The 19,745-nt window shown below is 67.3% G+C and carries 21 protein-coding genes; 11 read left to right on the top strand and 10 right to left on the bottom strand.

Annotation, left to right across the window (positions count from 1 at the left end; translation table 11 throughout):
* Positions 1 to 54 precede the first annotated feature (54 nt).
* The 3 genes from ACFWPH_RS26310 to ACFWPH_RS26300 all read right to left on the bottom strand — a co-directional run bounded on the left by ACFWPH_RS26310 (position 55) and on the right by ACFWPH_RS26300 (position 2,414).
* Entirely contained in the window at positions 55 to 762 is a 708-nt protein-coding gene (locus ACFWPH_RS26310) for a type 1 glutamine amidotransferase domain-containing protein (RefSeq protein ID WP_378754777.1), read from the bottom strand.
* Between the two features lie 43 nt (positions 763 to 805).
* Positions 806 to 1,732 (bottom strand): acetoacetate decarboxylase family protein, encoded by a 927-nt coding sequence (locus tag ACFWPH_RS26305; protein ID WP_378754776.1) that lies wholly within the window; start codon positions 1,730 to 1,732, stop codon positions 806 to 808.
* A gap of 106 nt (positions 1,733 to 1,838) precedes the next feature.
* Positions 1,839 to 2,414, bottom strand: a complete 576-nt coding sequence (locus ACFWPH_RS26300; protein WP_378754775.1) for a TetR/AcrR family transcriptional regulator — start codon at positions 2,412 to 2,414, stop codon at positions 1,839 to 1,841.
* Between the two features lie 208 nt (positions 2,415 to 2,622).
* Between ACFWPH_RS26300 and ACFWPH_RS26295 the strand changes: the two genes are divergently transcribed.
* Entirely contained in the window at positions 2,623 to 3,543 is a 921-nt protein-coding gene (locus ACFWPH_RS26295; RefSeq protein WP_378754774.1) for an NAD-dependent epimerase/dehydratase family protein, read from the top strand.
* Between the two features lie 110 nt (positions 3,544 to 3,653).
* Here ACFWPH_RS26295 and ACFWPH_RS26290 read toward each other — a convergent pair whose 3' ends face one another.
* Entirely contained in the window at positions 3,654 to 4,280 is a 627-nt protein-coding gene (locus ACFWPH_RS26290) for a winged helix-turn-helix transcriptional regulator (protein WP_378754811.1), read from the bottom strand.
* A 58-nt stretch (positions 4,281 to 4,338) separates the two neighbouring features.
* Here ACFWPH_RS26290 and ACFWPH_RS26285 point away from each other — a divergent pair, with 58 nt between their 5' ends.
* Entirely contained in the window at positions 4,339 to 5,283 is a 945-nt protein-coding gene (locus ACFWPH_RS26285) for an alpha/beta fold hydrolase (protein WP_378754773.1), read from the top strand.
* A gap of 41 nt (positions 5,284 to 5,324) precedes the next feature.
* Here ACFWPH_RS26285 and ACFWPH_RS26280 read toward each other — a convergent pair whose 3' ends face one another.
* Positions 5,325 to 5,723, bottom strand: a complete 399-nt coding sequence (locus ACFWPH_RS26280; protein WP_378754772.1) for a VOC family protein — start codon at positions 5,721 to 5,723, stop codon at positions 5,325 to 5,327.
* Between the two features lie 232 nt (positions 5,724 to 5,955).
* Here ACFWPH_RS26280 and ACFWPH_RS26275 point away from each other — a divergent pair, with 232 nt between their 5' ends.
* Positions 5,956 to 6,729 carry an SDR family NAD(P)-dependent oxidoreductase gene (locus ACFWPH_RS26275; protein WP_378754810.1) on the top strand — a complete coding sequence of 258 codons (774 nt, stop codon included), beginning with the start codon at positions 5,956 to 5,958 and terminating at the stop codon, positions 6,727 to 6,729.
* Positions 6,730 to 6,793: 64 nt separating this feature from the next.
* Here the strand turns inward: ACFWPH_RS26275 and ACFWPH_RS26270 are convergent, their stop codons facing one another.
* Positions 6,794 to 7,396: a TetR/AcrR family transcriptional regulator gene (locus ACFWPH_RS26270; RefSeq protein WP_378754771.1), complete on the bottom strand. Its 603-nt coding sequence runs from the start codon at positions 7,394 to 7,396 to the stop codon at positions 6,794 to 6,796.
* Positions 7,397 to 7,510: 114 nt separating this feature from the next.
* Between ACFWPH_RS26270 and ACFWPH_RS26265 the strand changes: the two genes are divergently transcribed.
* The 3 genes from ACFWPH_RS26265 (at position 7,511) to ACFWPH_RS26255 (ending at position 10,352) form a co-directional block, all read left to right on the top strand.
* Positions 7,511 to 8,701: a cytochrome P450 gene (locus ACFWPH_RS26265; RefSeq protein WP_378754770.1), complete on the top strand. Its 1,191-nt coding sequence runs from the start codon at positions 7,511 to 7,513 to the stop codon at positions 8,699 to 8,701.
* A 220-nt stretch (positions 8,702 to 8,921) separates the two neighbouring features.
* The gene (locus ACFWPH_RS26260; protein ID WP_378754769.1) at positions 8,922 to 9,563 is read left to right on the top strand and encodes a YitT family protein; all 642 of its coding nucleotides are present in this window, start codon (positions 8,922 to 8,924) and stop codon (positions 9,561 to 9,563) included.
* Positions 9,564 to 9,635: 72 nt separating this feature from the next.
* Entirely contained in the window at positions 9,636 to 10,352 is a 717-nt protein-coding gene (locus tag ACFWPH_RS26255; protein WP_378754768.1) for an MBL fold metallo-hydrolase, read from the top strand.
* Positions 10,353 to 10,481: 129 nt separating this feature from the next.
* On the opposite strand, the gene ACFWPH_RS26250 is transcribed toward ACFWPH_RS26255, so the two are convergent.
* The 3 genes from ACFWPH_RS26250 to ACFWPH_RS26240 form a co-directional block, all read right to left on the bottom strand.
* Positions 10,482 to 11,126 (bottom strand): endonuclease, encoded by a 645-nt coding sequence (locus ACFWPH_RS26250; protein ID WP_378754767.1) that lies wholly within the window; start codon positions 11,124 to 11,126, stop codon positions 10,482 to 10,484.
* Between the two features lie 117 nt (positions 11,127 to 11,243).
* Entirely contained in the window at positions 11,244 to 12,206 is a 963-nt protein-coding gene (locus ACFWPH_RS26245; RefSeq protein ID WP_378754766.1) for an acyl-ACP desaturase, read from the bottom strand.
* 471 nt (positions 12,207 to 12,677) lie between these two features.
* Complete coding sequence (locus ACFWPH_RS26240) at positions 12,678 to 13,550, bottom strand: IclR family transcriptional regulator (protein ID WP_378754765.1); 873 nt, start codon at positions 13,548 to 13,550, stop codon at positions 12,678 to 12,680.
* Positions 13,551 to 13,768: 218 nt separating this feature from the next.
* Here ACFWPH_RS26240 and ACFWPH_RS26235 point away from each other — a divergent pair, with 218 nt between their 5' ends.
* The 4 genes from ACFWPH_RS26235 to ACFWPH_RS26220 all read left to right on the top strand — a co-directional run bounded on the left by ACFWPH_RS26235 (position 13,769) and on the right by ACFWPH_RS26220 (position 17,584).
* Positions 13,769 to 14,674 (top strand): TIGR03619 family F420-dependent LLM class oxidoreductase, encoded by a 906-nt coding sequence (locus tag ACFWPH_RS26235; RefSeq protein ID WP_378754764.1) that lies wholly within the window; start codon positions 13,769 to 13,771, stop codon positions 14,672 to 14,674.
* Between the two features lie 89 nt (positions 14,675 to 14,763).
* Positions 14,764 to 16,431: a class I adenylate-forming enzyme family protein gene (locus ACFWPH_RS26230; protein ID WP_378754763.1), complete on the top strand. Its 1,668-nt coding sequence runs from the start codon at positions 14,764 to 14,766 to the stop codon at positions 16,429 to 16,431.
* A 133-nt stretch (positions 16,432 to 16,564) separates the two neighbouring features.
* Positions 16,565 to 16,798, top strand: a complete 234-nt coding sequence (locus ACFWPH_RS26225; protein WP_378754762.1) for a hypothetical protein — start codon at positions 16,565 to 16,567, stop codon at positions 16,796 to 16,798.
* A gap of 294 nt (positions 16,799 to 17,092) precedes the next feature.
* Positions 17,093 to 17,584, top strand: a complete 492-nt coding sequence (locus ACFWPH_RS26220) for an SSI family serine proteinase inhibitor (RefSeq protein ID WP_378754761.1) — start codon at positions 17,093 to 17,095, stop codon at positions 17,582 to 17,584.
* 35 nt (positions 17,585 to 17,619) lie between these two features.
* Here the strand turns inward: ACFWPH_RS26220 and ACFWPH_RS26215 are convergent, their stop codons facing one another.
* Positions 17,620 to 18,267: a TetR/AcrR family transcriptional regulator gene (locus ACFWPH_RS26215; RefSeq protein ID WP_378754760.1), complete on the bottom strand. Its 648-nt coding sequence runs from the start codon at positions 18,265 to 18,267 to the stop codon at positions 17,620 to 17,622.
* A gap of 176 nt (positions 18,268 to 18,443) precedes the next feature.
* Between ACFWPH_RS26215 and ACFWPH_RS26210 the strand changes: the two genes are divergently transcribed.
* Positions 18,444 to 19,739 carry a PucR family transcriptional regulator gene (locus ACFWPH_RS26210; RefSeq protein WP_378754759.1) on the top strand — a complete coding sequence of 432 codons (1,296 nt, stop codon included), beginning with the start codon at positions 18,444 to 18,446 and terminating at the stop codon, positions 19,737 to 19,739.
* Positions 19,740 to 19,745 lie beyond the last annotated feature (6 nt).

Below are 19,745 nucleotides of genomic sequence, written 5' to 3'. Positions count from 1 at the left end.
TTCCGGGTTCGGGGTCGAGTGTCCTGGCGCCGGCAGGCACGGAACGAACGCGTCTCAGGGGCGAGGCTGCGACGCGCCGCCCACGAGGGCCTCGACGACCTTTCGCGCCGTGGCCTTGGCCGAGCCCGGGTTCTGGCCGGTGACGAGGTTGCCGTCGACGACGGTGTAGGACACGAACGGCAGCTTCGACTTCTCGTAGAGCGCGCCGCGCTGCTCGGCGCGCTCCTGCGCGTTGTAGGGCACCAGCTTGTCGACGCGGGCAAGCACCTCCTCCTGCCAGGCGAAGCCGGTCATGTGTTTGCCCGCGATGAGGTGGGAGCCGTCGGAGAGCCGGGTGTTGAGCAACCCGCAGTAGCCGTGGCAGACCGAGGACACGATGCCACCACGCTCGTAGATGTCGCGGGTGATGCGTTGCAGGGCCGCGGAGTCCGGGAAGTCGTACATCACGGCGTGGCCGCCGGTGAAGTAGATGGCGTCGAAGTCGGCGGAATCGATCTCCTCGGGGCTCTTCGTGGTCGCGAGTAGCTCCATCTTCGCGGGGTCGGCGCGCCAGGCCTTGGCGGTCTTGTCGTAGTTGGGGAACTTCAGCGCCCGCGGCTCGAGCGGCGAGGGACCGCCTCCCGGGCTGACCAGGGTCTGCTCGAAGCCCGCCTCGTCGAACACCTGCCAGGCGTGGGTGAGTTCGGAAAGCCACAGTCCCGTGGCGTGGGACGGGTCGTCGTAGTGGCCGACGTTGGTGACGACGTGCAGGAGCTTCGTCATTGCGCGGTCTTCCTCCCTGTTCGTTCATGGTGGTCTATGGTCCTCAGCTCCGGTCCTGGACGGAGGTCGGCACTGGCATGTGCAGTGCCAGCTGGCCTTCGGTGGTGACATCGAGCTGGATCGTCCGGATCGGTTTCAGCGCGCGCAAGCTCTCGCTCATCCGGCCCTCGCCGAGCTGGAGGTCGAGGCCGCGGGGGAATCGCGTGGTGCCCGAGGAGAGCATGTTGATCTGGCTGGTCGTGGAGTGCCAGGCATCGTCGATCGTGGTGTAGGAGGTCAGAGTCGAGACGTGTGCGCCGGTGGGCCGGGCGGTCTGCTTCGGAGTGGGCGCCGAGAGGGCGAGGTCGAGGCCACCCTCGTCGTTGGCGACCCGGGCGGACGTGCGCTCGGTGTCGATGTCGACGTCGAGCCGGGTGACCCATTTGGGGAAGCCGTAGCCGTCGTGGCCGCGCACCTGCGCGATCTCGGTGTTGACCGGAAGCGCGAGCACATAGGAGTGCAGGGAGTCGTTCTTGAGACCGGTGACCAGGTCGAGCAGGCCCAGCCCGCCGTGGCGTGCGGGCTTGACGGCGATGCCGACGGCGGCCTCGGTGTAGAAGTCGATGTCGCACACGTCGTACCGGAAGGCCATCACCGAGACGATCCCGAGCCCCGGAGCAATCTCGAGCGGATCCAGCGCCTTCGGCAGGCGAGCCCGGATCGCCTTGGCCGGGGCGAGCATCGTGAGCCGGGCTGTGGAGATGCGGTAGTAGAAGTTCGGCGTCAGTGTGGGTCCGATGCGGGAGTCCACGCGGGTCTTCGGCATCCGGCGGAAGAAGTCGACACTACTGACCCGCGGGTCCTGCGCGATCTCGTCGAGATCGGTGTCCATCCGAAACCGGTCGTAGAGGCCGCCTTCAGGGACGGCGACGAGACGCCCTCCGAGGTCGACCCCTACGGTCCGATCGGTCAGCTTGCCGGTCGATGCCATCGATTTTCTCCTCCGATGTAAGCGGTGTCAACACCGAGGATTGCACGGTATGTGATCACTGTCAACAACGCAGGATGTGAGGTGCGCGGCGGATGCGCGGCACGCGTCAGGAGCCGACCGAGGCGATCGCGAGGAAGGCACTGCGCACCCGCTCGGCGACCTCCTCGCTCGACGCCGCGTGCAGTTTGCCGTCGAGGTACAGGCAGGCCAGCCCATGGGCGAGTCCCCAGCCGGCCGACGCCAGGGCCGAGGCGTCCGCCTCGGGAAAGACCTGGTCGAGCGCGTCGGCAAGCAGCTCGTGCAGGGCGTCGGCCGCCTTGACCCGCTCGTCGTCCGCTTCGTCGCACGGCTTGCCGAACATCACACGGAAGAGGGCCGGGCGCCGCAGCGCGAAGGCGACGTAGGCAACCGCGAACTCGGCCAGATCCTGGAGTGAGGCGGGCGGATTGCGCCCCTCGCCCAGATCCGCCAGCAGGTCCCGGAAGCCCTCGACGGCCAATGCGGACTCCAGTGCGTCGCGGTCCTTGAAGTGACGGTACGGCGCCGTCTGCGACACGCCGGCCCTGCGCGCAATCGCGCGGAGCGAGAAGGAGTCGCCGGCCTCGAGCATCTCCATCGCGGACGACAGCAGCGCTGCGCGCAGGTCGCCGTGATGGTAGGCACTCTTCTCCGATGTTGACATTGCTTACTTCGCCCTTCTACGCTGTGTTAGCACTGTAAACATAGCGCACACTGACACGACATCAGCGACCAGGTGCCCCAGGTTCGACCAACGACCACCTCGGCTGGGCCCGCACCCGGCCACGGTGGCGACCGCATTGTCATTCGGTGGCGCGACGCCGCTCGCAACCGAGCTGATGTCGACACCTCCATCACCCCGAGGAGACCACATGCAGACCGTCCTCGGCGCCGGCGGACCGATCGCCGACGAGCTCGTGAACGAACTTCACCGCAACTACACCAAGGACATTCGCCTCGTCAGCCGCAAGCCGTCGCAGGTCAACGACACCGATGAGCTCGTGCCCGCAGACCTCACCGACGCCGAGGCCACCAGCCGTGCTGTCGCGGGCAGCCAGATCGCCTACCTCACCGTCGGCCTGCCCCTGGACTCGCAGCTGTGGGAGCGTCAGTTCCCCGTCATCATGCGCAACGTCATCGACGCCTGCGCCGAACACGGGACGAAGCTCGTCTTCTTCGACAACACCTACATGTATCCCGGAACGTCGGCACCCCAGACCGAGTCGACAGCATTCGCACCCGGCGGTCGCAAGGGGCGTGTCCGCGGCGAGCTCGCCACCATGCTGCTCGAGGCCATGCAGGCCGGTCGGGTTCAGGGCCTCATCGGTCGCGCCCCCGAGTTCTACGGACCCGGCCCGACCAAGAGCTACACCAATTCGTTGGTGTTCGACCGGATCAGGGCGGGCAAGCGACCGTTCGTCCCGGTCACCGCCCACACTGAGCGCTCCCTGATCTGGGCCCCCGACGCGAGCCGAGCGCTCGCCCTGCTCGGCAACACCCCCGATGCCTACGGCCAGACATGGCACCTACCGATCGACCCGAACCGGCACTCCTACGCCCAGCTCATCGAGATCGCCGGCGAGGTCACCGGCCACAAGATCGGCTACACGGTGCTGCCGATGCTCGCCTTCCACCTCGGGCGCCACTTCGCCGAGCCGCTCGACGAGATGTACGAGCTGCTCGACCGCTACCGCGACGACAACATCTTCGACAGCTCGAAATTCGCGGCCCGCTTCCCCGGCTTCCAAGTCACCACCTATCGGGAGGGAGTGCAGCGGATCCTCACCGCCTGACCGCCCGACTGGTAATTCTGCTGATAGACGCCGCGCCGGCCGCCAGGAGTCGAGGTCCAGCGCGATCTTCAACGAGCTGCCCTCGCCGCGGGACCGGCAGAGTTGCCCGATCAGGCAGCGAAGACGGCGCGGACCACGGATTCGTCGCCGTCGATCTCGACCAGCCCGGCGGCGAGGGCGTCACTCAGCGGAAGGGCGCCGGCGGCGAGGCCGAGGACGTAGGCGGGGTCGGCGCGGAGGGTGGCGCCGAGATCGCGGCCGTCATGCGGGCCGACCTCGAAACCGGAGGTCGTCGCACTGATTTGGAAGCGCGGGCCACCGATCTCGAGACCGACGGTCGCGGAGGCCCGGTTCTCGACCCGGGCGTCGAGCAGGGCGGGAACAGCGAGCACCAACCACTCGGGGCGGAAGGAGTCGGTGCCGGGGCCGCGGACCATCAACGGGGCGGACCAGCGGATCAGACCCTCGATCGGCCCGCGCAGCTCGGCTCCCCACGCTGTGAGGGCGTACTCCACCACGCTCCCCTTGCCGGCCAGTCGCCGCTCGACCACACCTGTGGCCTCGAGATCACGAAGCCGGTCGGCGAGCAGGTTGGTCGCGATACCGGGGAGGCCGTCGATCAGGTCCCGGTAACGGGCGGGGGCGATGAGGAGCTGGCGGACGATGAGCAGATTCCACCGATCGCCCACCACTTCGAGTGACCGGGCGAGCCCGCAGTACTGGCCGTAGCTACGCATCATTTCCTACTAACGCTTGAACTTCTCAAGTACCCGTGACATGCTCAAGCATACCCTGATGCCGAACCCAGAGGGGGCTGCCATGGCCGATACCAGTAAGAGCGTGCGGCCCGGCTGGGTCGACGACGATCTGTTCCCGTTCGAAAGCCACTTCGTCGATATCGCCGGGCACACCGTGCATTACGTCGACGAAGGCGCAGGACCCACACTGCTGCTCCTGCACGGAAACCCCACCTGGTCGTTCCTCTGGCGCGACGTGATCCGCGCGCTGCGCGACGACTTCCGGTGTATCGCCCTCGACTACCCGGGTTTCGGACTGTCCACGCCGAAGCCCGGGTACCGGTACCTGCCCGAGGAACACGCAGACGTGGTCACCGGGTTCGTCGACGCACTCGGACTCGAAGACGTCACCCTGGTCGGGCAGGACTGGGGCGGCGTGATCGGCTTGGCGGTCGTGCAGCGGCGGCCGACCATTTTCGATCGGCTCGTGCTCGCCAACACCTGGGCCTGGCCGGTCGACGGCGTCCTCCACTTCGAGGCCTTCTCTCGCATTCTGGGCAACCCACCGGCCCGCTTCCTGGTCCGACGGCTCAACCTGCTCGTCAACACGTTCATCCCCACAGGCCACCGGAGGCGGAAGCCGACCGCCCGCGAGATGACCCACTACCGCCGAGCCCTGAACACACCCGAGCGGCGCCGAGCATCCGCCGTACTCCCCGGCCGAGTCCTCGCCAGCCGCGACTTCTTCGCCGAACTCGAGGCAGGCCTTTCCGACCTCGCCCACCTGCCGGCATTGATCGTGTGGGGTGACGCCGATATCGCCTTCCGCCCCCAGGAGCGCGAGCGCCTGGAAGCGACCTTCCCCAGCCATGAGACAGTGATCGTCGAAGGTGCGGGAACCTACGTCGAGTCCGACGCGCCCGCGGAATTCGTCGCCGCATTCCGCGATTGGGCAGGGAGGCAACACGGAAGTGTGAGCCGTGCGGACGAGAGGGACATGTAGCTCCCCGACTCTCACGAGTCGTGTTGGCACCGCGCAGGATGTCAACCGGCGAACTTTGCCACCGCCTGCTCGGTGACCGGGGTGAACAGGTTGATCAGGTTGCCGTCGGGGTCGCGGAGCAGCAAGGACCGGTTCCCCCACGGCATCGTCGTGGGCTCGTTGACGAAATTCTCGACCATCTCCCGCAACCGCCGATAGTCGGCGTCGACGTCGGGGACGAGGAATTCGATGATCGCGGTGTGGTTGTCGGCCGGATGCGCGCTACCTGCCGCGAACAGCGCCACGGTGCGGGTGCTGCCGATGGCGAGAGTACCGGCCGGGGTGACGATTTCGGCGAAATCGGGTGTCGCCCAGGTGGCGTCGATACCGGTCACGTGCTGGTAGAACTCGACCATCCGCTGGATGTCATCGGTGATCAGACGGGTCGAGACGAGTTTCATCATGTGCTCCTGGCCTTGTCGATGCGGCGGTGGTTTCGCCGCCGCACGCGACCCTAGATCCGAAACCGGACCGTTTCGGTCCGCTATCGGAGCGAGAACTCGGAGATGACGCCGAAATGTCTCGACCGAAAGGCCACACACACCCCTCGAGCCCGAGCAGACTCGGACAAGCGACACAACGCATCGGCGCTGCGAAAGCTCGCCGACAAGGCCCGAGGAGTCAATAGTGACAATGGAAGATCGCCGACCAGGTATTTCGTCCCGTATCGGCACCACCGCGGTGGTCACCGGTGGCGCCCGGGGTTTCGGGAAGGCTTTCGGTGCGGCGCTCGCCGCCGAAGGCGCCACTGTCGTCCTCATAGATCTCGATCAGGCAGCCGTCGAAGCAGCAGCTTGCGAGATCCAGGGCAACGGGGGATCCGCGACCGGCCGCACCGGGGATGTCACCGACGAAACAGCTATGGCGGAGATCATGGCCGAGGCGGCCGCCATCCACGGCGGTATCGATGTACTGATCAACAACGCGGGACTGCACAGCGACGAATACAGCAAGCCCATCGGCGACATGGGGCTGGCGAAAACTCGCCGGCTCTTCGAGGTCAACGTCATCGGCGTGGTCGCTTGCACTCTCGGGGCGCAACCGCATATGGCACATCGGGCGGGCGCCAGTATCGTCAATATCGCGTCGGCGGCAGCACATCTGGGCGGCACCGCCTACGGCACGGCGAAACTCGCGGTGACCGGACTCACCCTCACGTTCGCGCGGGAGCTCGGCCCCGCCGGTATCCGCGTCAACGCGATCTCCCCCGGCATGATCTTCACCGACACCATCCGCGCCGAGCTACCCGACGCAGTGAAGGAACGCGTGAAGGCAATGCAACTCATCGACACCGACGGCACCGAAACGGACGTGGTCGAGGCGATGCTGTACCTCACCTCCCCCAGCGCCCGATTCATCACCGGCGAGACACTGCGCGTGACCGGAGGCATGGCCGCAGGTACCTGAACCACAGCCCATGCGTTGCATCGAGGCGGCGGGGATCGCGTAGGCCACGGGTGGTGGCCGGCTATCACCGGGCAGTCGGCGCGAACACCGCCTTCAGGTGGGCGTCGAGGACGGCGAGTGCCTCTTCCGGCGGCCAGTGCCCGATAGCAGCCCGGACACCGAGTCCTTCCACGAGCGCGAGCAACGCGGCCGCCGTGTGACGGGGGTCGAGGTGGGCGGGTACCTCGGCTGTGGTCTGCGCATCGCGGATCAGGTTTTCGACATAGTCGGCAAGTTGGGAGTTGTCCGCATCGAGCGTCGCTGCGATGGAGGGGTTGCGTGCGGTGTAGGCGTAGAAGGCGAGCGCGACGCGGCCCTCGATGCGTCTCGTTTCATCGAAGGGGAGCTGCTGAACGAGCAGGGCGCGGAGAAAGGCATCCGGCGCCGCACCGAGGGCGGCGATTTCATCGGCGAGCCGGGACCGCGTGCGCTGGCCGACCGCCTCCAGCGCGAAGACCACCATCTCGTCCTTCGTGCGGAAATAGTGCTGCACCATCCCGGTCGAGACCCCGGCCTCGGCGGCCACGTGGCGCAGGCTCACCGCTTCCACTCCGCGGTCGGCAGCCACCCTCAACAGAGCGTCGGCAATACGGGTGCGGCGTTCATGGTGGTCGACCTGCTTCGGCATTACTCGATGTTTTCACATTGCAGTCGTATTGGACAGCAGCGTCCGAGCGTCTTTACAATACGACTGCAATGTGAAAATTCTTCCGCCGACCGGCGGAAGCACGAAAGGTGCCACATGGACCCGACGCGATCTCTCCCGTTCGATCGTCCCGAGCCACTACAGCCACCGCCGGCCTACGCCGAGCTGCGCGCCCGCGAGCCGGTGGCGACGGCGACCACCTCGGCCGGGAACCCGGCCTGGCTGGTGACTTCCTACGACGGAGTCACCGCAGTGTTGAGCGACCCACGCTTCCGGGTCGTGGCGCCGGGTGAGACCACTACCGGCGGTGCCACACTTCTGCAGGACGGCGAACCACACCAGCGCCTTCGCCGCCTGGTCGGGAAAGCGTTCACCACACGCCGGATCGAGGCACTGCGGCCATGCGTGCAGCGGCTGGCCGACGAGCAGATGGACGCGCTGACTTCCTCGGAGAAGCCAGCCGATCTCGTATCGGATTTCGCCGCGCCACTTTCCATCGCGGTGATCGCCGATCTGCTCGGCGTCGAGATCACGGAACGGGGCCGGTTTCGCCAACTCGCCGATGCCGCGAGCAGAGCCGACTTCCTCGCCGAAGGCGGAGCCGAGACCGCAGAGCATGCCTGGACAAGCTTCGCCGGCTACGTCGGTGAGCTGATCGCCGCCAAACGCGAACGACTGGGCGACGACCTGCTCAGCGCGCTCATCGAGGCCGGCGACAGCGGCGACGGACGGCTCGACGACTACGAACTCACCACACTCGCCCTCACCATCCTCGCGTCCGGCTACCTGACCGCCACCAACGCCATCGCGGTCGGGGTGACACAGTTGATCACCGAGGGCCGCCTGGCCACGCTCGGAAGCTCTGGGGCGAGTGAAGTGGACGCCGTCATGGAGGAAATCGTCCGATTGCAGATCGGCCGGATCGGTGAGGCGTTCCCGCGCTGGGCACACGAGAATATCGAGCTGGCCGGAACACAGATCCGGGCCGGTGACATGGTCCTCGTGCGGCTCGAAGCCGCCAATCGCGACCCGGCCCGCTTCCCCGAACCCGATAGATTCGATCCGCACCGGATGACGGCGCAACAGCCGGCCGTTCGCCATATGGCGTTCGGTCGCGGCCCCCACCATTGCCTCGGCGCCGCCCTGGCCCGACTCGAAATCGGCATCGCTCTACGAACACTGGCCCAGCGCCTTCCAAACCTCGAGCTGCACGGCGATATCCACGACATCCAATGGATTCACAGCCACGCCGATACCGGCCCGGTTGCCGTACACATCACGTGGTGAACACGCAGGGACCGGACAGCGCACCACTGTCGCCGTGACGCGCTGTCGTTCGGCGGCACCGCCACAGCCGGAGCAGACGGTTCGGACTCGGACCTTCCGGGCAGAAGTACCACCGCCGGCCGGTGGGCGGCCGGTGGATCCCGCGCCCCCTGTCCAGAAGAGGCCAGTAGTAGGGATGTGGACCTGTACGAGCAGTCCGGTCTCCCAGCATGCTCATCACATGATCCGACGTCTCACAGCGCTTTTCGCCGGTCTCTGGTTGTACGGGTTCTCGATGGCCGTGATGATCCGGGCCGCAGTGGGTTTGGACCCGTGGGATGTATTCCACCAGGGCGTGACACAGCATGTCCCGATGAGCTTCGGGACGGTCACCATCGTGACCGGTGCCGTCGTACTGCTGGCCTGGATACCACTGCGGCAGCGGCCCGGGTTCGGCACGCTGAGCAACGTCGTGCTGGTCGGGGTATCTGTCGACGTCGGGCTGTGGTTGCTGCCGGAGTGGGAATCACTTCCGGTGCGGTTGGGCGCGATGGTGCTCGCGGTGGTTCTCAATGCGCTGGCCAGTGTGTTGTACATCGGCGCGGGGCTCGGGCCCGGACCCCGCGACGGGCTGATGACCGGTCTGGTGCGCCGGACCGGTTTATCGGTGCGCCTGGTCCGGACGACGATCGAGGTCTCGGTGCTGGCCACCGGCTGGCTACTCGGGGGCGGGGTCGGTCTCGGCACCGCGGTCTACGCGGTCGCGATCGGGCCGCTGATCCAGGCAATGATTCCGCTGGTGAACGGATGGTTGCCGGGCTTCGCTCCCGCAGACCGGAAGCCGGTCGAACCTTCTGCCCAAGTGGCTCCGGGAGTAAACTGACCATTCACTGTTCGACTGCTCAGGGCTCAGGGTGCTGCAACCGGGGGGATCCACACGATCCAGGACGTCCCCATGGAAACCCGAACCGACGAAATCGCCGATGGTATCTACCGGTTCTCCACCTACGTTCCCGAGGTGGGCCCCACCGGATTCACCTTCAATCAGTTCTTCGTCGACGCCGACGAACCGTTGCTCTTCCACACCGGCATGCGGGCCCTGTTTCCTGCGGTATCCGCCGCCGTCGCGCGGATCAGGCCGGTCGAGCAGTTGCGCTGGATCACCTTCGGTCATGTCGAGGCCGACGAATGCGGCGCCATGAACCTCTTCCTCGAGGCCGCCCCGGACGCCGAGGTCGCTCACGGTGAGGTGGGCTGCCTGGTATCGATCGACGACCTGGCCGACCGCCCACCGCGGCGGCTGGCCGATGGTGAAGTGATCGATCTGGGCGACCGGCAGATCCGGCATCTGGACACCCCGCACGCACCGCACAACTGGGAGGCGCGGGTCCTGTACGAGGAAACCACCGGGGTCCTGTTCTGTGGCGACCTGATGACACAGCTCGGCGACGGTCCGGCGCTCACCGATACCGACCTCGTCGAACCCGCGACGGTCGCCGAAGACGTCTTCCACGCCACCTCGATCGGCCCCGCCGTCCCCGCGGCCCTGAATCGGCTGGCGGAGCTGAAGCCCACCACACTGGCCGTCATGCACGGATCCAGTTACACCGGCGACTGCGCGCGGGCGCTGCGCGATCTCGCCAGGGTCTATCAGGAGCGGATCCCGCAGTGAGACCGCGCGGCCGCCCGGCTGCCGCTTCGTCACTACACCGCCGATGCCACGCCTGGCTCCGCCCGCGCGGCCCGCTGTCGATCAGGCCGCCTACCGAACTCCGCCGAGGAGCACATCCGGTGGGACCGGTCAGCGGGCTGCCGACCGCACCTCCGCGGCGAGATCGTCGTCGACGGCCACCCGGACCAGTGCGGCCGCGAATTCGGCGGCCTCGTGGTCCGGGGCGAGGCGGGCCAGTTTGCCGGGGTCGGCGGGCAGGTCGATCCGCTGCGCACCGTGCACCGCGCGGCGGTCGAAATGGGGGCGGACCCACGGCCATACATCCTGTACTTCGCGCAGGAAGATATCGCCGCCGGTCGGGCCGATTCCTTTGAACTGCTGGATCAGTTCGGCGGCGCGGTCGGGGTCGTGATCGGCTTCGTCGGCGAGTTTGCGCAGATCGCCGTCGTATTTCTCGAGGACGGTCGCGGCGATTTCGCCGAGCTGCGAGGCGGTGCGTTCGTCGTAGCGGCGGTAGTGCCCGCGACCCAGTGCGTCGACCAGTTCCTGCCACTGCGCGTCCGCGACTTCGCGGGCGGTCCGGTAGCCGCTGTGGACGAGTTCGGCCGTCGCGGCGGTCGCGATATCGGCGGAGATCCGGGCGCTGAGCAGTTCGGACATCATCAACAGCTGGAACAGCGGCGCCGGTTTGTCGTCGAGCTTGATACCCGCTTCGGCGGCGTAGGTGCTGCCGGCTCGGTCGAGTAATGCGTGCACAACATCTCGCTGGCTCATCGGGCCTCCTTTCCCGTCGCGTATACCCGCAACTCACCGGCCCACACCGCGCAACCGGCGCCCGGCACCAGCCTCGCACACCGCTCCCGCGTACCAGAGGAACGGCGCGGGGCCGGTTCAGCTCACCGTAGCCGCAGCTTTCTCCGCCTTCGCGGCTTCCCGAGCGAGCATCCGTGCCCGCTGCTCCTCGAACCGCTGCACATCCTTGCCCAGCTGCTCGAGGTATTCGCACAGCTCTTCACGGCTGCGTTCGCCGCGCGCGGTGAAATCGGTGCGATCGAAAACGTTCCAGATCCGCAGCACCGGCAGCAGGACCTCGTCGAGATGCTGGCGCAGATCGTAGATGCCGTGTTTGACCATCAGGACGCCGTTACGCCGCCAGTTGGGCATACCGCGGCCCGGCATGGCGAAATCCTTGATGATCTTGGTGACCGATTCCATCGCCTGGTCGGGCGCGAGATCGAACGCCGCGCCCGCCAGGTTGCGGTAGAAGATCATATGCAGGTTCTCGTCGGTGGCGATCCGCTTGAGCATGCGATCGGCGATGGGATCCTCGCATACCTTCCCGGTGCAGCGGTGGCTGATACGGGTCGCCAGTTCCTGGAAGGTCACATACGCGACCTGGTCGAGCATGCCCATGAAGTACTCCGGCGCATGCACACCGCGGGTCATATGCACCATGCGGTCGTTCTCCAGCGCGACCGGATCGACACCCCGGGTGACGACCAGATAGTCGCGCATGGCAATACCGTGCCGATTCTCCTCGGCGGTCCAGCGGCCCACCCAGGTGCCCCAGGCGCCGTCGCGGGAAAAATGCTCACTGATCGTGCGGTGATAGGAGGGCAGATTGTCTTCGGTGAGCAGATTGGTGATCATCGCGACCTTGGCGACCTCCGACAGCCGTGACTGTTCGGGATCCCAGTCGACACCACCCATCGCGGCGAAATTGCGGCCCTCGTCCCACGGCACGTAATCGTGCGGGTTCCAGTCCTTGGCCGTGGCCAGGTGCCGATCCAGATTCTCGGCCACCACCGGTTCCAGCTCGACCAGCAATTCGTGCTGCGTGATATCGCGTCCCATGCAGATCCTCTCGGCTCGTCCTCGGAAACGACCCGAGACCGGCGCCGGCTCGCGGCCGGGTATGACCGGATACGGCACTCGACGCTCTCGGATCGGGTCGAACACACTCTCCCGCCCGGAGATATCTCTCCACACTCCGCGCAGGTCCTGCTCACAGCTACCCAGCGATGCAGACGATACCCGCTGCCGGGTAGACCGATCACCCGGTCGAGGCCGGGCCCGGACCGGTTGTCCGGACACCCGGCCACACCGGTGACCGGTCCCCGACAGGGTAGCAATGTCCGAGTGCACTGCGGCGGCGGCCGAACTCTTCACGCTGAGCAGGTAATTCGTCAGCGGAGGGGTCGAGCGGGTGGTCACGGATCAAGATCCGGCGGCAACTGTTCCGGCGAACTCACAAACCGGACGGGAATCGGCCGCCCAACGATTTCCCGGACATGGGGCGGTCGGTCCGACCGCGGGGCGCAACTCTCAGCCGGCGCGTGCGGACACCAGCGGGGCCGTTGTTTCCGGCGCGCCCGCCGGAATCCGTGCGTCGCCGCGGGCGCGGCGCCGATCCGAGTGCTGGGGATACAGCGTCCGGGATATCGTGCGGGCGGCGTCGGCGACGAGGGGCGCAACGCGGTCGAGGCGGGCCGAGCGGGTGTCACCGCACAGGGAGATACCGGCGACCGGGCCGTCGTACCCGCGGATCGCCGCTCCGACACAGGAGACACCGGGCGCGGATTCGCCGTGTTCGAGGGCGAGACCGTTGCGCCGCCGGATCCGGTTGAGTTCCTGGTGCAGGGCGGGGAGATCGGTAACCGTGCGATCGGTACAGCCGCGCAGGCGCGGGTCGTACAGGGCGTCGACGGATTCCGGGGCGAGTCCGGCCAGGAACGCTTTCCCGCCCGCGGTCGCGTAGGCGGGCACCCGGCCGCCCACCCGCGAAGGGACACAGGTGGCGAATCGGCCACCGACCTTGTCCAGGTACACACTGTCGCCGCCCTCGAGCACCGTCAGGTGCACGACGAGACCGGTCTGCAGATGCAACTGGTGCAGCAGCGGCGCCGCGGCCGCGCGGAGCTCGCTGCGCCCGCCGTCGCCACCGGCCAGCCCCAGCGCACGGCGGCCCAGGCGGTAGCCCGACGCGGTGTGCTCGATCCAGTCCAGGCCGACCAGCTGGTGCAGGATGCGGTGCACGGTGGAACGGGGCAGCCCCGCGTAATCGGCAACGTCCTCCAGGGACAGGCGTGCGGCGCGGCCTTCGAACGCATCGAGTATCGCGGTCATCCGCTCGACCATCGATTGCGGCAGCTCCCGCACCTCGGCCCGGGGGGTGGATACCAAGTCCGTGACGGTCATCACTTCCTCCAACAGCACTGTTCAGAGGCCTTTCACAGGCAAAAACTGAAATTCATTCTTATTTCAGAGTAGCACCCGGACGCCGTCTGTCCGGCAGAACGAGCGAGTCGCCGTGATACCACCCACCGGGACGGCCGGTACGCCCCTCTCCGCGGGGCCGGTAGAACGGACACCGACCCCACCGAGCCGGCACCACCAGTAGCGGAGAATTCGCCAGGATGCATATCGGAATCTCGTCGCCCGTCGTCATCGCCCATCCATCGATGTGCGCGGACTGGGAACGAGACGCCGGAATCGCCGAACTCGCCCGGATCGCCGAAACCGCGGACCGGCTGGGCTTCCACCATCTGACCTGCAGCGAACACGTCGCCGTCCCGGTCGATATCGCGGCCGAACGGGGCGGCACCTACTGGGATCCGCTGGCCACCTTCGGCTTCCTCGCGGCCCGCACCAGCGGGATCCGGCTGACCACCCAGGTACTGGTGCTCGGGTATCACCATCCGCTCGAGATCGCCAAGCGATACGGCACGCTCGACCTGGTCAGCGGCGGGCGGTTGATCCTGGGACTCGGTGTCGGTACCCTGCGCGAGGAGTTCGAACTGCTGGGGGCCGAGTTCGCGGAGCGCGGAGCCCGCGCCGATGATGCGCTCGCCGCGCTGCGCGCCGCCCTGTCCGGGGACCGGCCCGAATATCACGGCCGCTACTACGACTTCGACAATATGCTCGTCCGGCCGAACGCGGTGCAGCCCAGAGTCCCGCTGTGGATCGGCGGCCGGACCCGGCGCTCGCTGCGGCGCGCACTCGAATTCGGCGACGGCTGGGTACCGTTCGGTCTGCCACTCAGCGAGCTGCGATCCATGCTCGGCACCGTCGAACTCCCCGCCGGATTCGAACTGGTACTCAGCGCCGGAGAGCAACTGGACCCGATCGGCGCCCCGGACCGCACCGCGCAGACCCTGGACCGGCTCCGCACCGCCGGCACCACCATCGCGAGCGTCGGGCTCACGGCCACCGGCGCCGCCGACTACTGCGACCAGCTGGCCGCCCTGCGCACCCTTGCCGCCGAGCTCGGCGGCACATTCGACGACCGGCCCGGACTGCCGCCGCCGGACACACCTGCGTAGTCTCGCTGAGTGGTACAGGTCACCGACCGGCCGGTCGGGCCGTGGCATGTTGCTGTCCGACAGGCACGGCGGAGAGAAGGGCGGCCACTATGGCGACACCGGCAACCGATATGCAGTCCCGGATCGAGGACATCATCCGGCGGTTGACCGGCCCCGGTGGCCGGTTCGAGATCGTTTCCGAGGACGTGCTCGGGGCCGAGATCCCGGTGATTCGCCATCGCGGACGCAGGGTGGGTGATCTGCTGACCGCCTCGCGGGCCTGGGGCGACCGCGACTACCTGGTCACCATGGACCGCCGGATCTCGTTCACCGAGCACCTCGACGCGGTGGCGGCGCTGGCGGTCGCGCTGCGCGACCGGTACGGGGTGCGCAAGGGTGACCGGGTGGCCATCCTGTCCGCCAACAACCCCGAATGGGTGATGACCTTCTGGGCCACCCAGAGCCTGGGCGCCGTCACCGTCGGCATGAACAGCTGGTGGGTGTCGCGCGAGATCGACTACGGGTTACAGCACTCCCGCCCCTCGGTGCTGATCGTGGACGAGAAACGCGCCCGGCTACTGGAGGGACTCGACACCTCCGGAGTCACCGTGCTCACCACGGAAACGGATCTGCCGCGCCTGATCACCGAATACGCCGGTGCCGAACTCCCGCAGCCCGAGGTCGACGAGGACGACCCGTCGGTCATCCTCTACACCAGCGGCACCAGCGGACGCCCCAAGGGCGCCCTGCATTCGCAGCGCAATCTGCTGGCCGTCGTGGACTACTTCCGCTTCGGCGACGCGTTCGCCGTCGAAATGTCCGGCCAGAACTACGACGATTCGCAGCCGGTCCCCCTTCGATGCCTGCTGACCTCGCCGCTCTTCCATATCGCGAGCCTGCACAATCTCGTCGTACCCCGGCTGGCCACGGGCAGCGCGGTGGTCCTGAATCAGGGCAGCTTCAAGGTCGAAACCGTGCTCCGGCTCATCGAACGGGAACGGGTCACCAACTGGGGAGCCGTGCCCACCATGGCCGGGCGGCTCCTCGAATACGAGGGCGCCGAGAACTTCGACCTCTCCTCCCTCACCTCGTTCGCCCTGGCCTCGGCCCCGTCGTCGATCGCGTTCAAGGACCGTCTCCGGGAACGATTCCCCTTCGCCCGCGACGCGCTGGTCGACAGCTACGGGCTGACCGAATGCAGTACCGCCATCGCGGTCGCCACCCCCGCCGATCTGAACCGCTCCCCCGGCACGCTCGGCCGGCCGATCCTCACGGTGAACCTCGAGATCCGCGATCCCGACGGCGTGCAGGTCCCGGACGGCACCGAGGGCGAGGTGTGTGTCCGCAGCCCCTTCGTCATGCTCGGATACTGGGACGACGAGGCTGCCACCGCCGCCGCCATCACTTCGGACCGCTGGCTGCGCACCGGCGACTACGGCATCGTCGAGGGCGGCGAGCTCCGGTTGAGCGGCCGCCGCTCCGATCTCATCCTGCGCGGCGGGGAGAACGTCTACCCCACCGAGATCGAACAATGCCTCGACGAGCACCCCGATATCACCGAATGCGCGGCCGTGGGCGTGCCCCATTCCGACCTCGGACAGGAAGTGGCGGCGGTGGTCGTGGTCGCAGCCGATTCCACGGTCACCGCGGAGCAGCTCACCGAATTCGCCCGTGAGCGACTGTCGTACTTCAAGGTGCCGACCCGGTGGCGCATCACGACGGAGTCGTTGCCGCGCAACGCCACCGGCAAACTCGCCCGCCGCGCGATCACGCTCTGATTTCTCACGCGATGCCGTAATACGGCACGAATGGATACACGGAACCGTGGTGTATCGCCACCAATTCCATCGATGCACAAATAACCCGGGATAGCCTGGCGGCGCACGAAGTTTCCGACCAGAAAGAAATCACATGCGCGCATTTTCCGGAATTCTCGCTTCCGTCGCGATCGCCGGCACGGTGGCGCTCGCCGCGGCGCCCGCACAGGCTGCACCGGCCCTGGCCCCCGCCGGCCCCGTCGCCGAATCCGGCATGCTCCCGAGCACCGGATCGGGCGTCATCGACGCCGGAACGGACCTGATCGAAACGGGCCTCGATATCGTTCTCGACCTCGTCTCGAGCCTCTCCGGCAGTATGGGGTCCTGACCTCGTCCCCCTTGCGGGACAGCGAGATCCGGCCCCTGCCGGCCCGGGCCCTGCCGACCTTGTGGGCACGCCCGGCAGGGCCCGGCACCTCCGGGATCGGTGGCGTGCCCCCGCCGCCGATCCCGGAGCAACCGCGAAATCCATCCGCGGTGAACAAATTCTCCGGCGCCGATGCGAACAATTCTCATACCCGCATTTCCGGCGCATAATTCGAATTGATCCCGATACACAAACCGGACGTGTACATTGTTGTGCAATCACACCGCGGCCGGAGATTCGAGGAAGGCTCGGACAATGTCGAAACTCGGTCGGCTCGCCGCCACCGCGGCGCTCGTCTGCGGAACATGGTTCGCCCTCGCACCCGCGCACGCACAGGAATCCACGACGACCGAACCGACGCCGAGCTCGCGAACTCCGGAAAGCTCTGCTCCCGAATCATCGCCGCCTACCGGCCCCACCCAGGAAGCCGGCGATTCCCGGATCTCGGTGCTGACGCTGGCCGCCGTCGCCCGTTCGGGCAAACCCGAATTCCGCACCACAACCCTGCTGTGCGCACCGAAACAGGGTGGCGCCCATCCGGAACCGGTGGACGCCTGCGCCGAACTCGAGGACGTGGGTGGCGATTTCGCCGCTCTCAGCGCCGAGCCCGCCGCCTGTCCGATGATCTACGAACCGGTCTCGCTGGTGGTGGTCGGGCTCTGGGACAGCCGGCCGGTGACCTATCAGCACGATTTCGCCAACTGGTGCGTGCTGGCCGGATCCGCCGACCACGTATACAAGTTCTGACCGGCTACAACACCGGCCTCGGCCCGCACGGACGGTTATTCGGGCCGAGATGTTTTCGGCCGGGTGCGGCGGGTAGCGCGTGGTGGTGTGGATGCCCCGAGGCCGTGCTGCATCAGGGGAAGGATCGCCGCGCGGACGAAGGCGCGTGCGGCGTCCGGATCGTCGAAATCCGCGCCGGCCGTGGGCGTGAGCATCAGCGAATGCGCGAACCGGGCGACGAGTTCGGCCACCGGCCCGGTGTCGTACCGGTCGATCCCGCCGCGCTCCTGCGCGGCGTCCAGAATGCTGACGATGAATTTGATGCCCTGCGAGACCAATTCTTCGCCGCGGACGGTGTAGAAGCTCAGCGCCTCCTCGGGCGCCACCTCGAGCAACTGGGTGATCAGCGGATGGGTTCTGGTGAGTCGCAGGATGTAGAGGACCGTTTCCTCGATCTGCGCGTCGACACCGGGCGTGGTGGTGGCGATGGCCGTGGCTTCGGCCAGAACTCGCTGGATCTCGCGCGCCAGCACCGCGTCGACGAGGTTGTCCTTCCCGGCGAAACGCCGGTAGATGGTGACCCGGTTGAGCCCGGAGCGGCGCGCAATATCGTCGAGGCTGCTCCGCCGGATCCCCACTTGCAGGATCCGCTGCAGTGCTGCGTCCAGGATCGTCTCCTCGACCTCGTCATACGCGCGCAACATGCACCGAAAATACATCCCTTGTTTCTTTGCGTCAAAGGTTTCCATTGTCCGACCGCGGTCGGCAAGCACCGTTCGACGCACCGATACACGGTGAACCCGACATTGATGCTTTGTTACATTAGCGCTATCGTATTGCTCCATCCATGACACGGGCAAGCCGGCCGAATGGAGCCCATATGACCGTCAGCGCCGACCTTCACCCAACCGCCGTTATCGGACCTCGGCCGGGCGGATCCGCCCGCGCCGACAGCGCCGACGGCCCGGACCCCCGCCCCGGAACCGCGGAACTCGCCGACTGCCGGACCTCGGTGATCCAGGCATGCCACCGAGTACTTACCAGCGAGGCCGCGAACCTGCCGTATTCGACGCCGGCGCCCGAGCTGGTCCGGCTCCACGATTCGGCCGCCCACTGGATCCGCCGCGGCGGCACCGCCGAAGCGTTCCACCGCGTCGTACGAGCAGCGGTCGACGAACGTTTCGCCGATCTCCTCGCCGATGCGCAAACCGGTTCGGCGTCAGAGCTGCTGCCCGCGATCCGCCGGTTCGTCCGCGCCCACGAGGCTGTGGCGCGGGCGGTGTCCACCGGTCTCACCGGTCGGTTGCCGAACGGCGCCGACGCCCCAGCACCGGCCCTGCGCTCGCTCGCCACTGCCGCAGCCCAGGGCAATATCGAGGCACTCCCGCCCGGCGCCCGGATCAGTGAAACGTATGCGGTTCTCGCACTCACCCCGCACACCGCCGGACGCACCGATAGCAATTGCGCCGCAGGCGATGCGACATTCCAGGGTTCCGGAGCGTACGGCGCCGTGTACCGTATGCGACCGGTCCTCTCCCGGGATCCGTCGATCCTGACCGCTCTCGGCGTGCACGGCGGTACGCTGCTCGTTCCCGCCGATTCCGCCGACCCCACCGAACTGGTGGCAGACCTCGCCGCGGCGGCCGGGGTTCCGCTCCTGGCGATCACCGTCCCGGCACCGCGCACCGGAATAGCGGCGGTGGCCGATACCGCGCACGAACTGCTCGATCTCGCCCGGCGGCTGCAGTACGGTCCAGGTCTCTACCGGTTCGGTGACCTCGCCCTCGAATACCAGCTCACCCGGCCGGGACCTGCCCGCACTCGATTGGCAGCCCGGGTCTCTCGCCTCTACGACCATCCGGAGCTACTCGACACGCTGCTGCTGTACATCCGCAACCGCCTGCGCCGGCAGACGACCGCCCAGATGCTCGAATTACACCGCAACACTGTCGATTACCGGCTTCGGCGCATTCAGGAGCTCACGGGCTGCGATCCGGTGCAGCAGACCGGACTGTGGAATCTGCAGTCCGCCCTCGTCGCGCACAGTTACGAATACGACAGCGCCGTACCGGCGGCCGGGCCCCCGGCGGCAAGTCCCTGCGCTGTGTCCACTACCGCGGCGAGCGGTCGCCCCGGGGCGGGTTCGCCGCGAGAAGACAGTCCTACAGCGAGGTGATACCGG

The sequence above is a fragment of the Nocardia sp. NPDC058499 genome (assembly GCF_042719915.1).
In the GTDB taxonomy this organism is placed as follows: domain Bacteria; phylum Actinomycetota; class Actinomycetes; order Mycobacteriales; family Mycobacteriaceae; genus Nocardia.
Note: the sequence above shows the minus strand (reverse complement) of the source record. Positions and strands in the feature narration are given on the sequence as shown.

Bases quoted from the DNA above. Each gene is read 5' to 3' on its own strand.
- ACFWPH_RS26285 (WP_378754773.1), top strand. From the start codon at position 4,339: ATGCCGAACCCAGAGGGGGCTGCCATGGCCGATACCAGTAAGAGCGTG.
- ACFWPH_RS26305 (WP_378754776.1), bottom strand. From the start codon at position 1,732: ATGGCATCGACCGGCAAGCTGACCGATCGGACCGTAGGGGTCGACCTC.
- ACFWPH_RS26240 (WP_378754765.1), bottom strand. From the start codon at position 13,550: ATGACCGTCACGGACTTGGTATCCACCCCCCGGGCCGAGGTGCGGGAG.
- ACFWPH_RS26280 (WP_378754772.1), bottom strand. From the start codon at position 5,723: ATGAAACTCGTCTCGACCCGTCTGATCACCGATGACATCCAGCGGATG.
- ACFWPH_RS26255 (WP_378754768.1), top strand. From the start codon at position 9,636: ATGGAAACCCGAACCGACGAAATCGCCGATGGTATCTACCGGTTCTCC.
- ACFWPH_RS26230 (WP_378754763.1), top strand. From the start codon at position 14,764: ATGGCGACACCGGCAACCGATATGCAGTCCCGGATCGAGGACATCATC.
- ACFWPH_RS26310 (WP_378754777.1), bottom strand. From the start codon at position 762: ATGACGAAGCTCCTGCACGTCGTCACCAACGTCGGCCACTACGACGAC.
- ACFWPH_RS26235 (WP_378754764.1), top strand. From the start codon at position 13,769: ATGCATATCGGAATCTCGTCGCCCGTCGTCATCGCCCATCCATCGATG.
- ACFWPH_RS26295 (WP_378754774.1), top strand. From the start codon at position 2,623: ATGCAGACCGTCCTCGGCGCCGGCGGACCGATCGCCGACGAGCTCGTG.
- ACFWPH_RS26245 (WP_378754766.1), bottom strand. From the start codon at position 12,206: ATGGGACGCGATATCACGCAGCACGAATTGCTGGTCGAGCTGGAACCG.
- ACFWPH_RS26290 (WP_378754811.1), bottom strand. From the start codon at position 4,280: ATGCGTAGCTACGGCCAGTACTGCGGGCTCGCCCGGTCACTCGAAGTG.
- ACFWPH_RS26210 (WP_378754759.1), top strand. From the start codon at position 18,444: ATGACCGTCAGCGCCGACCTTCACCCAACCGCCGTTATCGGACCTCGG.
- ACFWPH_RS26225 (WP_378754762.1), top strand. From the start codon at position 16,565: ATGCGCGCATTTTCCGGAATTCTCGCTTCCGTCGCGATCGCCGGCACG.
- ACFWPH_RS26260 (WP_378754769.1), top strand. From the start codon at position 8,922: ATGATCCGACGTCTCACAGCGCTTTTCGCCGGTCTCTGGTTGTACGGG.
- ACFWPH_RS26300 (WP_378754775.1), bottom strand. From the start codon at position 2,414: ATGTCAACATCGGAGAAGAGTGCCTACCATCACGGCGACCTGCGCGCA.
- ACFWPH_RS26220 (WP_378754761.1), top strand. From the start codon at position 17,093: ATGTCGAAACTCGGTCGGCTCGCCGCCACCGCGGCGCTCGTCTGCGGA.
- ACFWPH_RS26275 (WP_378754810.1), top strand. From the start codon at position 5,956: ATGGAAGATCGCCGACCAGGTATTTCGTCCCGTATCGGCACCACCGCG.
- ACFWPH_RS26270 (WP_378754771.1), bottom strand. From the start codon at position 7,396: ATGCCGAAGCAGGTCGACCACCATGAACGCCGCACCCGTATTGCCGAC.
- ACFWPH_RS26250 (WP_378754767.1), bottom strand. From the start codon at position 11,126: ATGAGCCAGCGAGATGTTGTGCACGCATTACTCGACCGAGCCGGCAGC.
- ACFWPH_RS26215 (WP_378754760.1), bottom strand. From the start codon at position 18,267: ATGTTGCGCGCGTATGACGAGGTCGAGGAGACGATCCTGGACGCAGCA.
- ACFWPH_RS26265 (WP_378754770.1), top strand. From the start codon at position 7,511: ATGGACCCGACGCGATCTCTCCCGTTCGATCGTCCCGAGCCACTACAG.